At 65.9% G+C, this 18699-nt stretch carries 9 protein-coding genes and 1 pseudogene; 4 read left to right on the top strand and 6 right to left on the bottom strand.

The window, feature by feature from the left end:
* Positions 1–9: 9 nt before the first annotated feature.
* Together AB7M16_RS12625 and AB7M16_RS12630 are read right to left on the bottom strand one after the other, a co-directional pair.
* The gene (locus AB7M16_RS12625) at positions 10–1560 is read right to left on the bottom strand and encodes a L,D-transpeptidase family protein (RefSeq protein ID WP_453944097.1); all 1551 of its coding nucleotides are present in this window, start codon (positions 1558–1560) and stop codon (positions 10–12) included.
* A gap of 239 nt (positions 1561–1799) precedes the next feature.
* Positions 1800–3236 (bottom strand): lipopolysaccharide biosynthesis protein, encoded by a 1437-nt coding sequence (locus AB7M16_RS12630; RefSeq protein ID WP_453944098.1) that lies wholly within the window; start codon positions 3234–3236, stop codon positions 1800–1802.
* 347 nt (positions 3237–3583) lie between these two features.
* On the opposite strand from AB7M16_RS12630, the gene AB7M16_RS12635 reads away from it, so the two are divergent.
* Positions 3584–4651 (top strand): endo-1,4-beta-xylanase, encoded by a 1068-nt coding sequence (locus tag AB7M16_RS12635; protein ID WP_453944099.1) that lies wholly within the window; start codon positions 3584–3586, stop codon positions 4649–4651.
* Positions 4652–4653: 2 nt separating this feature from the next.
* On the opposite strand, the gene AB7M16_RS12640 is transcribed toward AB7M16_RS12635, so the two are convergent.
* The 4 genes from AB7M16_RS12640 to AB7M16_RS12655 form a co-directional block, all read right to left on the bottom strand.
* Positions 4654–5604, bottom strand: coding sequence for a DUF6492 family protein (locus AB7M16_RS12640; protein ID WP_453944100.1), 951 nt, complete (start codon positions 5602–5604; stop codon positions 4654–4656).
* A 615-nt stretch (positions 5605–6219) separates the two neighbouring features.
* Complete coding sequence (locus AB7M16_RS12645; protein ID WP_212259253.1) at positions 6220–6486, bottom strand: type II toxin-antitoxin system Phd/YefM family antitoxin; 267 nt, start codon at positions 6484–6486, stop codon at positions 6220–6222.
* A 102-nt stretch (positions 6487–6588) separates the two neighbouring features.
* Positions 6589–7383, bottom strand: coding sequence for a protein-L-isoaspartate O-methyltransferase family protein (locus AB7M16_RS12650; protein WP_453944101.1), 795 nt, complete (start codon positions 7381–7383; stop codon positions 6589–6591).
* Positions 7380–10850, bottom strand: coding sequence for an ATP-binding protein (locus AB7M16_RS12655; RefSeq protein WP_453944102.1), 3471 nt, complete (start codon positions 10848–10850; stop codon positions 7380–7382). The genes AB7M16_RS12650 and AB7M16_RS12655 overlap by 4 nt, the downstream gene beginning before the upstream one ends.
* Positions 10851–10986: 136 nt before the next feature.
* Here AB7M16_RS12655 and AB7M16_RS12660 point away from each other — a divergent pair.
* The 3 genes and pseudogenes from AB7M16_RS12660 to AB7M16_RS12670 all read left to right on the top strand — a co-directional run bounded on the left by AB7M16_RS12660 (position 10987) and on the right by AB7M16_RS12670 (position 18696).
* Positions 10987–17431 (top strand): annotated as a pseudogene (locus AB7M16_RS12660) (amino acid adenylation domain-containing protein).
* Between the two features lie 139 nt (positions 17432–17570).
* On the top strand, positions 17571–17744 hold the full coding sequence (locus AB7M16_RS12665; RefSeq protein WP_172788155.1) for a hypothetical protein: 174 nt from the start codon (positions 17571–17573) through the stop codon (positions 17742–17744).
* 220 nt (positions 17745–17964) lie between these two features.
* On the top strand, positions 17965–18696 hold the full coding sequence (locus AB7M16_RS12670) for a 4'-phosphopantetheinyl transferase family protein (protein ID WP_453944103.1): 732 nt from the start codon (positions 17965–17967) through the stop codon (positions 18694–18696).
* Positions 18697–18699: the final 3 nt, after the last annotated feature.

Raw genomic sequence — 18699 nt, forward strand, 5'->3', positions numbered from 1 at the left:
GGCACGTCCTTACCAGAAGCCCCGCTGCATCGGCTGCGCCGGCTGATAATACTGGTACTGGCTGCGCCGACGCGGGTTGGCCGGCTGGACGTACGGATCGCGCTGCTGGAAGAAGAAGCCGAAGCCGTTATTGTCCCAGCCGTCATCGCTCGCGATCATCGCAGGCGCGGTCGGCTTGCGCGTGATGAAGCCGCCTTGCGGCTCGTTGCTCAGCACCGCGACGAACTCGGTCCGGTAATTGGTCTCGCTGCTCAGCGGCTCGTCCGAGATGATGATCGAGGAGCGCGGCAACGCGGTCGGCCCGATGCGGTCCCACACGTCCTGCGGGATGGTGATGCGGTCGAGCGCGTTGCGTGCCTCGTCGCCGTTCTCGATCGTGACCACGCTCCAGCGCAAGCCGGTGCCGGTCTTCGCCATCGCCGTGAAGATATGCGTGCCGATCGGCTGCTCGGGATTGCGGATCGTGACGGGGACCTCGATGCTGGTGTCGAACACCTCGCCGCCGCCGTCGGGCGCCGGCTTGTGCGTGTTCCGCCGTACGTAGAGCTTCTGTGTCGAACGGCTGATGTAGACCGAGACCGGCTCGCCGGCGAGCTTTGCGTCGGTCGCCGCCTTGACGGCCTCGGTTTTTCTGGCCGCAGCGGTCTTCGCGGCTTCCTTGGTCGCGGCCACCGCATCGCGCTTCGGCTGCGCGGCGGCCCTGGCGGCGTCGAGCTGCGTCGCCGCGTCGGCAGCCTTGGCTGCCGCCTTCTGCTTCAGCTCCTCGGCCTTGGCGCGGGCCTGATCGTTCCTGGCATTCGCGAGCGTCTTGTCGGCGAAGGCAAGCTCGGCATCGGCGCGGGCCTTCTGCTGTTCCAGCTTGCGCAGCGCGGCCGGGAGCGAGGCGGCTTCCTTCGCGGCGGCGGACGCAGCCTTCTTGGCCTCGTCGGCTGCCCTTGTGGCCTCCTCGGCCTCGGCGGAGAGCTTGTCGGCCCGAGCAGGCACGGCCGCGATGGCCTCCGGCTTCGGCACGAACAGCGAGGGGTGAGAGAAGTCGGTCGGGACCGAGTCATACGGCGAGATGATCACGCGCATCCCGAGATAGGTCTTGTCGAACAGGTTCTCGGCGAAGCCGAACGGCATGCGCACGCAGCCGTGCGAGGCGGCGTAGCCGGGCAGCGGTCCGCCATGCAGGGCGATGCCGTTCCAGGTGATGCGCTGCATATGCGGCATCCAAGCATCGTCATACATCGTCGAGCGGTGCTCCCTTTCCTTCTCGACGATGGCGAACACCCCGGCCGGCGTCTCGCGGCCCGTGGTGCCGGTCGAGACCGGCGCGCGCAGGATCCAGCCATCGGCATCGTAGAACGTGACCTGCTGGCTCTTGATCGACACGATCGCCATGATCGGCTCGCCAGCCACACGCTGCGCCACCGCCTCGGCCACCTGGCGCTGCTGCTTGGCCGCAATCGCCGGGGCCACCGCTGCAAGGGTCGCCGCCGCCACGAGCGCCATGATTCCGGCAGGCCCCCGGCGCCCCACCGCCCTGATGGATTGCGCCGTCGTCGATCGGTTTTTCATGCCATCCTCGGTCGAACTGCCAGTCGGCTGGTGTCGCTCACGTGCCAAATTGGAGTCATTGCATTAAGAAATCGCAGCCGCCTTACGTTCCCTCTGTGGCGAGATTCGGCACTTCCGGCGGCAAATCTCTCATATACGACGCCTCGCCCAGGCGGAAGGCGGCCTTCAGCCGAGGCTGGCCCGAAGCTGGTCTCGACCGCTGCGGCAGAATGTCCGATCAGCCGCCCACGGCGGCGCGGCTAGACGCCCAACGCCTTGCGGTTCAGCGTTCGCAGTACACGCAGCGACAAGGTTCGCACGTTCGCAACATTGAGCAGCCAGGCCGCAGCCGCATAGGCAAGGCCGCCGGCGAGGCTGACGATGACGAGCGATACGAGGCCGGTGCCGCCCGCTTGCGAGCGCGCCAGCAGAATTGCCGCCGCCATCGCGGCTGCGGCGGCGGCAACGCCGGCGAGGCGATTGAGCTCGAACGGGACTGGATGGGCCCGATGCATCAGGACGAGTGCGACGAGGAAGCCGATCGCCTCGGTTGCCAGCGTCGCCAGCGCCGCGCCGTACAGGCCGTAGCCGCCGATCAGCGCGAACATCAGGATCACGCTGATCACCAGCGTGAGAAAGGATTGCGCCGCCAGCATGAACGGCCGCTCAGCGAGCTGGAAGCTGATCTGCACGTAGAACTGATTGGCGATGCCGAAAAGCCGCGCGAGCACCAGGGTCGGCAGCAGCGCCGAGACGCCGGCGCGGAAGTCGATGCCGACGAGCGTGCCGGCCACCTGGTCCGCCGCGAGCGCAAGCCAGACCGCGACGGGCGCCACGACGACGAGCAGGAGCTCGAGGCTTTCGGTCAGCCGCTCGCGCGTCGTCTCGCCGTTATTCTCGGACAATGACCGGAACACCAGCGGCACGGTCGCCGCGGCGACGCTGGATGCGATCATGACCATGAACTGGCGCGGCAGATCGGCGGCAACACCGAAAATGCCGGCAGCGTCCTTGCCGAGCAGATAGGCGACGATCAGCCGGTCGCAGGCCGAATAAACTGCGACGGAGAGGCCGGCCAGCGTCAGCGGCAGGCCATAGCGCGCCAGCTGCATGAACTGGCTGCGCTGGAAACGCGCAATCCTGGTGCGGTCGCCGACGAGATTGAGGATGATGCCGGCGAGCGAGCCCAGACCGAATGCGGCGAGAAGTCCCAATCCACCCCAGCCGAGCCAGATGCCGAGAAGACCGAAGCCGACGCTGGAGACGCTGCGCACGATCGAGATCGCCGCGAAGCGGTAGGGCCGCAATTTGGCGCGCTCGAACTCCTGGCCGACATCGACCGCATTGGCCATGATCGCGACGAACATGCTGGCGAGCAGCAGCTCGACGCTGACATCGCTGCGGAACAGGACAATCAACGGCGTGGTGGCGCAGAGCACGGCGACAGTCAGGGCAAAGGCGACGATCGCCGTGCCGCGAAAATCGACCTCCGCCGACATCGCCTGATAGCGCGACACCGACAGCTTGATCCAGGCGAAGAAGATCGCACCCAGAATGCCCGCAAGGCTGATGCCGACGACATAGACGCCGTACTCCGCCGGGCTCAGCAGCCGCGTATAGGCCGTGACGGCAAAGAAGCCCACCGCCGCAGGCAGGATGTAGGCGACGAGATAGATCGAGAAATGGCGGTTCAGCATGCGAGCACGGGACCGTCAGCGGTCTTGCGAGTGTGGCGAGGCTCGATCCAATTGGATCTTGGCGGGCGAACGAACTGCGCCGCAGCATCTCTCAAGAGTGTCACATAAGTCTGCAGATCGGGCGGCGAATGCGGCGCTGGAGCGGCTTTCGCGCGTTAGCGTTAAATTTGCGCTGTGCTGCACGGGCGGATGGATCAGGGAAAAGAAACCATGTTTTCGGGCGTTTTTCGCTTCCGGGTCCCTTTTTACCCGCCCTGCTGCAGAGTTAACCGAACGCCATGAAACCCGGGCGGTTCACCGCACCGCTTGGTACGAAGGCGCGTTGGTTGCAGAAAGAACGTCCCAACGTGACCAGGCTCGCTAGACGCGAATTTCTCCTCGGCAGCGCCGCGGCCCTTGCTGCGGGCGCATCTGCGTCCGCGGTGCCGGCCTCGAAACGCGCCCAGCGCCGTCCCGGCTTTGGCGCTGCGGCGACGCTGTGGGACCTGCAAGCCGATCCGCGGCTCGGCGAGGCCATCAGCACCTATTGCACGCAGGTGGTGCCGGTGCTCGAGCTGAAATGGCCGATGCTGCGGCCGGACGCCCATACTTTCGCCTTCGAGCGCGCCGACGCGATCCTGGATTTCGCGCGCGACAACGATCTGACCATGCGCGGCCACGCGCTCGCCTGGTATCACGACATTCCGGACTGGACCAAGCAGATCAAGGACAGCAGGAGCGTCGAGCGCGCCTATCTCGACCACATCGGCACCGTCGTTTCCTACTACAAGGACAAGCTGACGTCGTGGGACGTCGTCAACGAGCCGATCCCGGACAATCCGAAGGGGATCACCGACCGGCGCGATACGTTCTGGACGCAGCATCTCGGCAAGAGCTGGATTGCGCTGGCGTTCCGCACAGCGGCCGCGGCCGATCCCTTCGTCAAGCTTGCGATCAACGAATATGACATCGAATCGGCGAAGGATTCCTTCATCGCCAAGCGGGCGGCCTATCGCAACCTCATCATGGACCTGCTCGATCAGGGCGTTCCGCTCCACGCCGTCGGGCTGCAATCGCATCTGCATGCCGAGCTCGAGATCGACACGCACGGGCTCGCCGACTTCGTCACCGAGCTGCGCTCCTGGGGGCTCGAGGTGCTCATCACCGAGCTCGACGTCGACGACCAGAAGCTGGCGGGAAGTCCTGCGGAGCGCGATGCCGTCGTCGCCAAGCGCGTCGACGACCTGCTGACCGCCGTTTCCGCGAGCGGCCCGGTGCGCTCGATCCTGACCTGGGGCCTCTCGGACCGTTACAGCTGGATCAACGGCACCTTCGCCCGCGCGGACAAGCAGCCGAATCGCCCGCTGCCACTCGACGGCGAGTTCAAGCCGAAGCCGTTCATGGACGTCATCAGCAAGTTCACGAAAGACGCTTGAGATCAGCGTGTCTTGGGCGTTTCGAACGCGGCTACATCGCCGATGTGATCGGGAGCCAGGCTCGGCGCGCGTCGGTCGCTTGACGAGAGACGGAACACGTCGCGGATGTCATCGATCGAGGTCGACGAATAGGACTGAATGCAAAGCGCGACCTGTTCGGGCGAGGCCGTGCGCATCATCGCTTCGATCGCGGTGCGGTCGAGCGGCGTGTCGTCCCAGTGCGAGACCGCGATGCTGTCTTCGGTGACCCGATGCCGCGCCAGGTGCTCCGGCGAGGTCGCGACGAAGTTTCCGTAAAGCAAATACTCGGAGAATTTCTTCTTCCGGCACAGCGCCAGCGCCCAGCTCAGGCCCGTCGCCGACTTGATCGCGTCCGTCATCGCACGCGCGGTGTCCTTGTCCCAGACCAGCGCGTTGCCGACATAATCGTCCGCCGGGAAGGTGCGCTGCTTGATGCCGAGCAACTGATCGACCGTGCGCAGCCACAGACCATGCAGGGGGTGGTCGGCACCGATCGCTTCGCGCGTGACGAAGAGAGGCGTCTGCTCGCCGCCGGCATATTGGCCGACGTCGAATTCGCGGAAGAACAGATTGTCCGAGTCCAGGATGCAGAGGCGCTGCTCGGGCGCATTGAGGACGCCAGCGATCTTGAGGATCTGCTGGATGTGCCAGCCGTGCACGGGCGACGACAGCAGCGATAGCCAGACGCGCCGCTTGCTGATGAACTGAAGCGGCGGCGGCAGCGCGAACAGCCATTTCGGCAGATACCGCGAGGCCGGAACGATGACCCGCTTGTTGGACGCGAAGCGCGCGAACAGCGGCACATCCTCATCGTTAACGAGCACATAATGCCGCGTGTAGCCCGTCAGCCAGGTGTCGATGCTCTCGCTCAGCAGCGAAAAACGTTCGATATCCTTGGCGTAGCTGGCGGTCAGCAGGGCGACGGAATGCATGGAGCACGCTCAAATGGCCATCAGCCCGCACTGATAGCGGCGCCGTGAAACCGGGGAAACTCACAAACGGAATCAAGGTAAAATGAAACGAAGTGTTATCCATCCGACGGCAGCCTTGCTTCGAGTTCCGTCGGACACCTACGACCTCGTGCGCGGCGGCAGATAGCGCACATTCCCCATCTTCAATCGCTGGCTCTTCAACTCTTAGGAGCCGGTCGCGAACGCTACGGAAGAAGCGTGGAGGCAGAAATCCGTATAGCCACCTTCCAGATCCTGGAACCCGCGACAAATCGTTCGGCCAGAACTGGACGTTGCACTCGGAGATCACGATCCAGGATTCGCCGGGAAGCCCGAGATGACGTCGAACCTGATCGGGGATACGAACAGCTGCCTGATCTGCGCGGGGCGGCTTGGTGCTGACCGGTAGGTAAATGACTTCGTCGAGACGGGCAGGCTCATCACCCTCCCGATGCGGTCGGGGGTCAGGCCGCACCTTGACGAGAACGACACAGGCCGGCCGATCTTTCCGGGGCTGCTTGCGATCGGCCCACTGATAATCGAAGCGAACGACCATGCCCGGTTCGGGTGTCGGCAATTGCTCGCGCAAGCCGTCACCTAATCCAGCAACTTGTCGAGATGGTCATGCCGGGAATCCATCTCGACATTAGCCAGATCTTCCGCGAGATCGCCGGGCAGCTCTCCGATCCTGTAGACCCTTGCGCTGGCGGCTTGTTCGAGGCGGTTGAATTCATCGATGGACATCATGACGTGCCGCCGGCGACCGCGATGTGTGATCGCGATCGGCGCAACAAGAGCCGCGTCCTGGACCTCGCCCAACCGTCTTTGCAGGTCCTGCGCGCTAAACTCCTTTAGATCCCGCATGTCTCACCAAACCACATTGAAGCTGTGAAATATGTAATTCACATATATTGCGCGTTCAATGGCAGACGCCGGAAAGATATAAAACTGTTATTGATCAATAACTTATTCATCCGACGGCAGCCCCTGCTCCAGCCCGCGAAAGCGGAGCGTTGCGAGGGCTGAGGCGCGCTGCCACCAGTCGGCGACGCGGTCGTCGAGGGCGCTCACGCCGCGGCCCTGGCCGGGGAAGATCCGGATCTGCTGGATCGCCTCTGCCTCGAAACCCCTGGCCCTCCGCCTGATCTTGAGGGCGGCGCCTTCGCGGTCGCGCTGGGTCAGCGGCACCAGAAGACGGCCGCGCGGACGGAGCGACCGCAGCCAGAGCGGATGCGGATGCGAGAAGCCGGCATGCACGATGATCACGTCGGCGGGCTCGCCCACGTCCTTGCATCCATCGCCGTGGACGACGGTGACGTTCCCATAGTCGCGCAAATAGCTCGCCGCTCGGGCCGCGAGCCGCTCGTCGCATTCGATCGCATGGACACGGCCCTTCTCGCCGACCATGATCGACAGCACCGCCGAGAAATAGCCGAGACCGCAGCCGATCTGCACGACACGGTCCGCCCGCTTGACGTCGAGCATGTCGATCAAATGCGCCCACAGGCTCGGCAGGCCGGTGTCGAGCTTGCGGCGTGCATCGATGGCGACCAGCACGTTGTCATAGAGATGAACGGGATCGGCATCGGGCGTCAGCCGGTAGCTGCGCGCCGCCTCGCCCTTGATGCGCCACGGTCCCCTTGGCAGAAACTTCTCGCGCGGGACGGCGGCGAGCGCATCGAGCAGACGCCTTGAGGCAATCCGCTCGCGCCTGGCGATGAGCTCCACATAGCGCGCACGCGCGGCGGCAAGATCGCTCATGTCACATGACCGGCCTGCTCGCGCACCGGCGCGTCCATACCGAGCTCCTCGACGAGCTGCATCGCCTGCTTCAGGTCCTGCGTATGAAAGCCCTCGCTGAATTTGCCAACGATCGGCGTGAGCAGGAGCCTTGCGTGCTCGCGCTTGCCGGCTTGATGCGACAGGCGCGCGAGGCAAACGGCGGTGCGGAGCTCCCAGGACAGCGCACCCTGCTTGCGCGCGATCTCCAGCGACAGGCTGAACAGGTCCTCCGCCTCCTGTACCGACGCCGGGTCGCCACCCGCCAGCGTGATCTCGCCTTGCAGGCGATAGACCTCGGCCAGATAGAAGTGATCGCCGGTCCGCCTTGCGGTCGCAAGCGCACCATCCAGCGCGCGCAAGGCGGCGTCGCGCATCCCGACCTTGGCGTAAGTTTCCGCGAGCAGACAGCGGAACCAGCAGCCGGCGAGCCAGGAATCCATCGCCTCGTACTCGTCGAGGCCGAAGCGCATCTGAGCGAGGCCTTCGTCGGCTTCGCCGAGCTGAGCCAGCGCCCAGCCGCGCAGGATCGCCGCCTGCTGCTTCCAGTGCAGGAAATTGTGCTCGGTGGCAATGATCATGGCGCGGTTGGCGTGGTCGCGCGTGCCTTCCACGTCGCGCAAATGCTGCCGGAGATAGGCGCCGAACACCAGCGCGAAGGCGAGCGTAAACGGGTGGCGGATCTTCTCGGCGTTCGCGATCGCCTGCTCGCTGTGCTGGCGCGCGGCGTCGGGCCGGCCGAGGAACCACAAGAGATAACCGAGATAGGACAGCGAGACGACCCCGGGATCGATGCCGTGCCGTTCCATCAGGTCGGAGTGCAGATCGGGGCTGAACAGGTTGATGCAGCGGTGCAGATGGTGCTGCGAGGCTGCGAAGCGGCCGCGATAGAACATGGTCATCGCGATCGCGCGGTGCGCCTCGATCAGATAGCCGGTCTGCTGCGCCGGCTGCGTCCGCTCGTTCAGGCGCTCGCACTTGGCGAACTTCAACAGCTCGACGCTGAGATCGTGCGCGCGGGTGAGATCGGCCCGGATGAAATGGCACACCCAGAGCCCGCGCGTGGCAGCGAAGACCTTTTCGTCGTCGTCGAGCTGACGGCCGAGCTCCAGCGCGCGGATGTAGTTCTCCTCGACCTCCTGCACCGCGTAGCCCTTGGCGGCGATCAGCGCATTGCCGAGCGCAATACGCAGCTCGAGCTCCATCTCGTCCGCGCCCTGCATGCGCGTATTGGCCTGCACGACGTTAAGGCCGCGGCGGAGATGGCCGATCGCTTCCAGGTTGGCGCCGGTCTTGGCCGCCTGCTTGCCGGCCTTGAGCCAGAAGCTGGCGGCGCCCTCGCTCTGGCCGGACTCGGTCAAATGATGGGCGAGCAGCTCCGGTTCGCGCTCGGTCTTCTCCGGATACATCTCGGCGAGCACCTGGGCGATCCGCGCATGCAGCTTGCGCCGCTCGCTGTGCAGCAGGCTCGCATGCGCGGCGTTCTGGATCATCACATGCTTGAAGGAGTAGAGCGCGTCCGGCGGATGGCCGCGGCGCATGATCAGCCCCGCCTCCTCCAGATGATTGAGTGCCGCCTCGATCTGCTCGGCCGGCGTGTTGGCGACGGCGTGCAGCGTCTCGTAGGAGAACTCGCGGCCGATCGTGGCGCCGATCTGCGCGATCCGCTTGGAGGGTCCCATCCGGTCGAGCCGCGCCATCAGGGAGTCGGTCAGGGTGGCGGGGATTGCGAGCTGCCGCCACGGTCCCGACAGCACATAGCGCCCGTGCCGCTCGGTGAGCAGATTGGATTCGAGCACCGTCTTGGTCAGCTCTTCCAGGAATAGCGGCACGCCGTCAGTCTTGACGATGATCTCCTCGACGACCTCCTTGGGCATCTCGCGCCCCGCGACGCGCTCGACCAGCGTCGTGCGCAGCTGCCGGCTCAGCCGATTCAGCACCAGGGTGGTGACGTGCGAATGCGCGTTCCAACTCGGCTGGAATTCCGAGCGCGCGGTGATGATCGCCAGGATCGGCCGGTTCTGCACCCGGTCGACCAGGAGGTCGATCACCTCGCGGGAGGTCGGGTCGATCCAGTGCAGATCCTCGAACGCGATCACGAGCGGCATCTCGCGCGCAAGGCCGAGGAAATGGTTGACCAGCGCCACGACGGTCGCATCCTTCTGCTGCTGCGGCGACAGCTCGAGCGGCGGATAGCGGTCTCCGGTCGGTATCGACAGCAACGCGGCAAACAGCGGGGTGACCTGCTCGATGTCGCCATGAGCGGCGGCGATCGCGTTCTCCAGGCTCGCCAGCGACAGCGCGGACGACTCCTCGCGATCGAGGCCGAGGGTGAACTTGAGCTGCGCGACGAACGGATGGAACGCGGTCGAGGTGTAGTAGGGCGAGCACTGCAGCGAGACCTGTCCATGGCGGTCGCCCGATACCCGCTCGAAGATCTCCTGGATGATGCGCGACTTGCCGATGCCGGGCTCGCCGAACTTGACCACGACCTGGCCGTCGCCGTCCTTGGTCTGCTGCCAGCGCCCCATCAACAGCGCGATCTCCTCCTCGCGGTTGACGAGCGGCGTCAGCCGCGTGCCCATCGCGGCGGCGAAGCGGGTCTCCACCCGCGAGGCGCGCACCACGTGCCAGGCCTGTGTCTTCTCGGGAATTCCCTTCAAGTCGTGGACGCCGAGATTGCGGTAGTCGAACTTCCCCTTCAGCAGCGACTGTGTCGAAGCGGAAATGACCACGCCGTTGGGCGGCGCCAGGCCTTGCAGGCGCGCCGCGAGATTGACGGTTTCCCCGACCGCGGAATCGCGTTCTTCGGTACCCTGCCCGACCAGATCGCCGACCACGACGAGGCCGGTCGCGATCCCGATGCGGACGGCGGGTGAATGGCTGAGCGCACCGCGCGGCTCGACCGCGCGTGCGGTCGACAGCACCCGCACGATCTCGAGTCCGGCGCGCACCGCGCGCTCGGCATCGTCCTCATGTGCGGTCGGATAGCCGAAATAAACCAGGATACCGTCGCCGACGAAACGGGCGGCAAAGCCCTCGTATTGCTTGACCACCCGGACGCAGGTCTCGCGGAAGTCCGCGATCATGTCGCGGACGTCCTCCGGATCGAACTGCGCGGACAGCGAGGTGGAATCCACCATGTCGCAGAACATGGTGGTGAGCTGGCGCCGTTCGGCTCCGACTTCCGCCCGGATTTGCGGACGCGCCGCCGCGGCTGGCGCCTCCGTGGTCTCCGCTTGAAACAGCGCCGCCATCGCCCGCTGGAGCCGCTTGCGATCGCCGAGCGGCAATCCGAGCTCGACCAGATCGGCTTCGGTGAGATCCGCGATGACGTCGAGATCGAGACGGTGCTGCGCGAAAAGATCGGTGTAGTGCCCGAGGCCGATACTTTCGAGCCAGCGTTTCAGCCCGCCTTCCAAACTCGTGCCCGGCTCATTCTCCAGCATGGTGATTCTGCCCGACCATCACTCCGTCGAAGGGCTTGGAGGCCCCTCAACCAAAGATTTTGGGGGCCAAACTTCACCTCGGACTGGACGCATTCCCTAACTTCTTGGAAGAATAACTTAATCGGACCAAAAGGGAATGGCGTTGTCGGGTATTGCAACCGGAGCGGACGAAGCCTTCGCCGGCACCACGGCCGAACCGAAGATATTCGCGCATATCAGCGGCCTTCTCGAATTCTATGCCCGCAAGACGCCGGCCGCCCCCGCACTCCTCGCTCCCGGCCGGCCGGCGCTCAAATATGGCGCGCTGGCCGAGTCGATCCGGCAATTGGTCCAGACCTTGCGTGAACTCGGCATCGGCCCCGCAGACCGCATCGCGGTTGCGCTGCCGCGCGGCGCGGATTCTGCGCTGGCGCTGATCGCGGTCGCATCAGGCTGCGCCTGCGTCCCCGTCAACCCCGACCTGACGGCGGACGAGCTGCAACGCTATTTCAGCGAGTTGAAGCTGACGGCGCTCGTGACCCGGGCCGACATGAACTCGGCGAGCCGTGACGTCGCCAGGGCGCTCGATATCGCCGTGATCGATTTCGTGGCGGGGCCCGCCCACGATCTCGGCGGCTGCACGTTCATCGCTCCGGCGATCGGGGCGGCAAGAGCCAACGGCGCTTCGCGCGGCGACGACGATGCGTTCATCCTGCTGACGTCAGGTACGGCGGCGCGGCCGAAAATGGTGCCGCTGACCCACCGCAATGTCTGCCTCTCCGCTTACAATGCCGGCCATGTGCTGTCGCTCACGACGCATGATCGCCTGCTCAATGTGCTGCCACTGTTTCATGCCCATGGCTTGATCTCCGGCCTGCTCACGGCGCTGGCTGCGGGCTCCAGCGTGATCTGCACCGACGGTTTCGACGCAGCGTCCTTCTTCGGCTGGATGCGGGAGCTGCAGCCGACCTGGTACACGGCGGTGCCGACCATTCATCGTGCATTGCTGACGGCGGCGGAAGCGAACCCCGACCGCGCCCGACTGTCGTCGCTGCGCGTGATCCGGTCGGCCTCGGCCTCGCTCGCGCCGGCGATTCTCGCCGGGCTGGAGGCGACGTTCGGCGTTCCCGTGCTCGAGACCTACGGCATGACCGAGGCGGCCTCGCAGATCGCGGCCAATCCGTTCGAGCTGCGCAAGGTCGGATCGGTCGGCCGCGCCGCCGGCCCGGAGATCGCGATCATGGACGAGACGGGCCGCATGCTCGCAAGCGGCGCGCACGGCGAGATCATGCTGCGCGGGCCGAACATGAGCCGCGGCTATTACAATGACGAGGCGGCGACACGGGCCGCGTTCCGCAACGGCTGGTTCAGGACTGGCGACCTCGGCTATCTCGATGATGACGGCTATCTCTTCATCGTCGGCCGCATCAAGGACGTCATCAATCGCGGCGGGCAGAAGATCTCGCCGCTGGAGGTGGAGGACGTCCTGCTCGGCCATCCGGCGGTGCTGGAGGCCGGCGTGTTCGCGGTCCCGCACGAGAAGCTCGGCGAGAACGTCGCAGCAATCGTGGTGCTGCGGCCGAACGCCGAGGCGACCTCGGACCAGCTGCGCCAATTCGCACGAAAGCGGCTTGCAGCCTACAAGGTGCCGAGCCTGATCCGCAGTGTGGCCACGCTGCCGAAGGGCGCCAGCGGCAAGGTCAAGCGCAATGCCCTCGCCGAGCTGATTGCAACCGCGGACGCAGGTCGCGAGACCCGGCTGCCGCGCACTGCGATCGAAAGCCAGCTCGCCGAGATCTGGGCCGGCCTGCTGGAACTGCCGCAGGTCGGCGCCGACCAGGACGTCTTCGCGCTCGGCGCAGATTCGCTCGCCGTGACACAGATGCGCTCGCGCCTGCGCGACCGCTTCAATGTCGATTTCTCGTTCGAGGACATCTTCGATTGCCCGACGGTCGCAGCGCTCGCGGCCCGGATCGAGACCGCCGCAAGCCGGCGCGAGACGGCGCTGCCGGCCTGGCGCCGCGCCGCGGGCACGGACGCACCGCTGTCGTTCCAACAGCAGCGGATGTACGTGCTCTCGCGGCTCGACCCGACCCGGTACAATTATAACGTCGTCGAAATCGCCGTTCTCGAGGGCCGCGTTGACGCCGCCGCGATGTCTGCGAGCCTCGCTGTGATCTCAACGCGCCATGAGGCGCTGCGCTCGGTGTTCATCGAGCGCCAGGGCGAGCCGGTGCAGCTCGTGCTGTCGTCGCCGCCACGATTGGCGCACATCAAGCTCAAGCCATGCCCGGCAGACAAGCGGCCTGCGGCAATCCGGCGCGAGGCGCTCAAGCTTGCGCAACATCAGTTCGACCTGGCGCACGAGCCGCCCCTGAAGGCCACATTGCTGTCGTTCGGCAAGAACAGCCATGCGCTGGTGGTCAACGTCCATCACCTCGCCACCGATGGCTGGTCGCAGCGGCTGTTCTGGGAGGAGCTCGCCGTCCATTATGCCGCGGCGCGCAAGAAGCATCCGGCCGCACCGCCTCCGCCCGCCTTCCAATATCGCGACTTCGCGCTCTGGCAGCAAAGCTGGGCGCAGACGCCGGCGGCCAGGGAGCAGCTCGATTATTGGCGCGCCCAGCTCGACGGCATCACCATGCTGCCGCTCCGAACCGACAGGCCGAGGCCTGAGGTGTGGAGCGGGCACGGCGCGCGCCACTATCTCGAATTGCCAAAATCCCTGTCGGCCGAGCTGCGCACGCTGAGCCAGAACCAGGGCGTCACACCGTTCATGACGCTGCTCGCCGCCTTCCAGTGCCTGTTGTTCCGCCACACCTCGCATGAGGATGTCGCAACGGGATCGCTGATCGCCAACCGCAACCAGATCGAGAGCGAACGCCTGATCGGGCTGTTCGCCAACACCCTGATCCTGCGCAACGATTTCAGCGGCGATCCGAGCTTCGGCGAGATGCTGCGGCGGGTGCGGCAGGTCACGCTGGACGCCTACCGCAACCAGGACCTTCCGATCGAGGAGGTGTTGCGCGCATTGCAGGTCGCGCGCCGCAGCGACGGCAATCCGCTGTTCCGGATCATGTTCATCCTCCAGAACGCCTCGATCGAGGCGGCGCGCTTTCCCGGCCTGTCGACGCGGCGGCTGGAAGTCGATCCCAGGGTGGCGCGCTTCGACATCACGCTCGAACTGGTCGAGGCCGATGGCCGCTTCACCGGCTTCTTCGAATACGCCACCGATCTGCTCGATGCCGCGACGATCGAAGGCATGGCTGCTCAGTTCAAGACGCTGCTCAAGGCCGTCATCGCCAATCCGGAGCAGCGCATCTCGCGCCTGCCGCTCCTGACCGAAGCCGAACGCCGGCAATTGCTGGCGAAAGGCCGGGGCACGCCGGCCGATTTCACCACAAGCGGCAACTTAAGCGAACGCTTCGACCGCCAGGCGAGGAAGACGCCGAACGCCGTCGCGGTGTCGGACGGTCGCACGTCCCTGACCTATCGCGAGCTGGGACGCCGCAGCCGGGCGGCCGCGCGCTGGCTGGCCCGCGAGGGCGTTGGCGCCGAGAGCGTGGTTGCCCTGCTCGCGGAGCGCGGCCCCGACCTGCTCGCCGCGATGATCGCGGTACAGCGCGTCGGCGCGGCCTTCCTCAATCTCGATCCCGACCAGCCGACGGCACGGCTTTCGACCATCCTCGGATCCAGCTGTGCCGGTGTGCTGCTGACCGGGCGGGCTCAGTCTGCCATGGTCGAGGCCCTGCTCGAACCGCTGGTCGAGCGTATCCAGGTGGCCGAGCTCGACGACGCGCTCGCGCCAAGGGCAGACGAGCCGGCCCGCGCCGCGCGGCGCGCCGCCGCGAGCCTCGCTTATCTCGTCTATACGTCCGGCTCCTCCGGCGCGCCGAAGGGCGTCATGATCGAGCAGCGCGGCCTGTCGAACCATCTGGCCTCGCTGATCTCCGAGCTCGGTCTCTCGCCTAAGGACGTGATCGCGCAGACCGCGCCTCAGAGCTTCGTCATCTCGGTCTGGCAATTCCTCGCCGGTCCCATGGTCGGCGCGCGCGTCCATGTCTGCGGCAACGCGATCGTGCAGGACCCGATCCTGCTGGCGCGGGAGATCGAGCGCGAGGGCATCACGGTGCTCGAGATCGTGCCTTCGCTGCTGCGCGTCATTCTCGATCGCATGGACGAGGCGCCGATGCTGCGCGCCTTCTCCAGATTGCGGCTGCTGATTTCCACCGGCGAGCCGTTGCCCGTCCACCTTTGCCGCGCCTGGTTTGCCCGCTGCCCGAGGGTGCCGCTGATCAATGCCTATGGCGCGTCGGAATGCTCCGACGACGTCTCCCTGCATCGCCTGACCGAGGCGCCGGCGATCGCGACGGCCAACGTTCCGGTCGGCGCGCCGCTGCCGAACACCCAGCTCTACGTGCTCGACGCGCACCTCCAACCGCAACCAATCGGCGTGACCGGCGAGCTCTGCATCGGCGGCGCAGGAATCGGCCGCGGCTACATCAACGATCCCGCGCAGAGCCGGCAGCGCTTTCTGCCCGATCCGTTCTCGCGCCAGGCCGCCAGCCGGCTCTACCGGACCGGCGATCTGGCCCGGCGCCGCGCCGACGGGACGATCGAATGCCTCGGCCGCGCCGACCATCAGGTCAAGGTCCGCGGCTATCGCATCGAGCTCAAGGAGATCGAGAACGCGCTGGCCGAGCATCCAAGCGTGCGCGCCGCCATCGTCGAACCGCGCCGCGAGGCGAGCGGCGATATCAGGCTGATCGCCCATGTCGTCGCCAAGCCCGGCAGCCGCAGCAGCGCCAGCGAGCTGCGCGACTTCCTGAAGAGCCGGTTGCCCGGCCACGCCATCCCCTCCGCCTTCCTGTTCCTGGATCAGGTGCCGCTCAACGCCCATGGCAAGATCGACCGCTCCGCGCTGCTGGCGCACGTCCCGCCGGAAACGTCCGGCCCGGATGCGGCCGTCCCGGCGCGGCGCTTCACCGAAAAGGTGCTCTCCGACATCTGGATCGAACTGCTGAAGGCCGAGAGCATTGGTGTCACCGACAATTTCTTCGACCTCGGCGGCCATTCGCTGTTGGCCGGCCAGGTGATGGCGCGGATCGCGCGGGCGCTCGGCGTATCGCTGCCGATCAAGACCATCTTCGAGGCGCCGACGATCGAAGGGCTGGCGCGGCGGATCGACGAGGCCGTGGCCACGAAGCCGCGCAAGCCTGCCGCAAGCCTGCCACGATCAGCTGCGGGCGGGCCGCCCGCGCCTTCCATCGGGCAGGACCAGATGCTGCACATCGAACGGAATCTGCCGGGGCTGCCGCAGTTCAACCTGCCCTTCGCCTTCCGTCTACAGGGCCCGCTCGACTCGGCTGCCCTGGCAAAGGCGATCGACGACGTGGTGCGCCGGCACGAATCGCTGCGCACCGCGTTCGCCTGGAACGGCGATTGAGCCCGAAAGCCGCATCGCCGCGCCGCGCACGCTCGGCCGAATCATGACGGTCGAGACCATCGGCGACGGCCATCCCCACAACAACAAGCGGCGCAAGGCGCTCGAGCTCAGGAAGATCAATCTCCTGATCGAGCAGGAGACCTATATCCCGATCGACACCAGGCGCGCGCCACTGTTGCGCGCCCGGCTGTTGCGGCTCCACGACGACGACCACGTGCTGCTGCTGACGCTGCATCACGCCGTCGTCGACGGCTGGTCGATCGGCGTGCTGTTCGAGGAATTGTCGAGCCGCTATGCGGCGCTGGCCGGATATCCGTCCGCGCCATTGCCGAAGCCGCCGCCGGCCTTTTCGGATGTCGCACGCTGGCAGCGCTGGTGGTGCGGCACCGACGCGGCACGCCGCCAGGCTGAAGACTGGACCCAGAATTTGCGTGGAGCCGGCCCCCTTTTCAACGGCGAATCGAGCCCGGGCGCCTCCACCGGGCATCATCCGGTCAGCCTCGAGCACGAGCTGATCGCCCGGCTGACGGCGTTCGCCGGCCAGCACAGTTGCACGCTGTTCATGTGCCTGCTCACCGGCCTGAAGGCCATGCTGCTGGCCCGGACGGGCCGCACCGACATCGCGATCGCGACCGCCATGGCCAATCGTGCCCAGCCGGACACCGACCGAATCATCGGCCCGTTCGAGAACACGGTGATCGTCCGCACGACAATCACACCGGATCTGTCGTTCGTCCAGGCCTTGATGCGGGTGCGCCAGAGCGTGCTCGACGCGCATGCACGGCAGGAGCTGCCGTTCAACGTCCTGGCCGATCGATTGGAGCAGGAGGGGATCGATCCGGCCTCGCTGCTCCAGCTCTACTTCACGCTGCAGAATCCGCTGCGCCAACCGCTCGATCTCCCGGATCTCGCGACGGAATCGATCGGCAACGTGGCGCGCGAGGGCCAGCCGGTGCTGCCGATCGACCAGACCTGGCTGTCACTGATGCTCAAGGAGCGCCCGACCGGCATCACCGGCTCATGCAATTACAAGCGCGATTTGCTGGAGGGCCGCGTGGTCGGAGAATGGATGGAGGACCTCGTCGCGCTGCTGACGGCGGCGATCGCCCAGCCCAACGCACCGCTCGGCAGATTGCTCGCGCGCAGGGCCGCCTGACGCCGCTGCATCGCGCAAGAATACGGGTTCACGCGGCAAAGCTGTGAATGATCAAGTTGCATCTTGATTATTTGGCACCAGCGCGCAAGATTATTCCCGGGGTTTGATTTGGACGATTATTTTCAACCCGGGGAGTGTTATGGGTTTCATCAAATTTACCAAGAAGACCTCGCTCAGCGCGGAGGACCGTAAGGCGCTGCAGGACCTGCTCAATTTCGAGAAGCAGAAACTCCAGACCGAGCTGAAGGATGTCGAAGCCAGCCTTAAGGCTCTGCGCGCGTCCAAGAAGAAGAAGTCCAAGAAGAAGAAATAAATTCGTCGGTCGGGGACGCCGTACGAGTCTTCGCAGATCGGCCGCTTGCTTGTCGAGCTTGGGGGCTCGCACAAGCTTGCGCCTGTAAACCGGCCTGCAAATCGACAAGAAATCGCCCGGGTGGACCGCTAGGAACGGTCCTCTCGGCTGATTCTTGCGCAGTTGCTTCTTCCGTCGGGACCGGGGGATTTGGCCTCTCCTGACGCCATGGGCCCAATTGATGGCAGACGACAGAATCGAACTCTTTGTCGGACTGATCGAGACCATTGACGCGCCGGGCGCGATCGAGGCGTGCCGACGCCTGCTCTCGGTCGACGAACGGGCGCGGGCCGATCGCTTCGTGTTCGAGCGGCATCGGCGGCAGTACATTTTCGCACATGCCATGTTGCGCCTGGCGCTGTCACAGGTCGCTTCCAACGTCGCACCCACCGACTGGTCGTTCGGCGCGGGCCGCTATGGCCGGCCGTTCGTCGCAGCACCGGCCACCGCGACCGCGCTGCATTTCAGCCTGTCGCATGCCGACGGCTGCGTCGCCTGTGTGGTGTCGCGGCATGAGGCCGTCGGGGTCGACGTCGAAACCGTATCGCGGCGCATCGCGCCGCTGTCCACCGCGCTTCGCTTCTTTGCGCCGGAGGAGGTCGAAACCTTGCGCGGACTGCCGGAGCCCGCGGCGATCGAGCGCTTCTTCGACTATTGGACGCTCAAGGAGGCCTATCTGAAGGCCAGGGGCTTTGGGCTCAATCTGCCGCTCGACGCCTTCGCCATGCAGGTGTCACGCGAGGCCATCGAGATCAGCTTCAAGCCCGACATCGTCGACGATCCGGACGGCTGGCGCTTCTCGCTGTGCTCGCCATCGCCCTCGCATCGCCTCGCGATCGCCGACGGCTCCCGCGCGCACGGCGGCCTTCCCATCAGCCGCCATGCCTGGCCGCTCCGCGAAGCGGCTGAGTAAGCG

The sequence above is a fragment of the Bradyrhizobium sp. USDA 372 genome, from assembly GCF_053629095.1.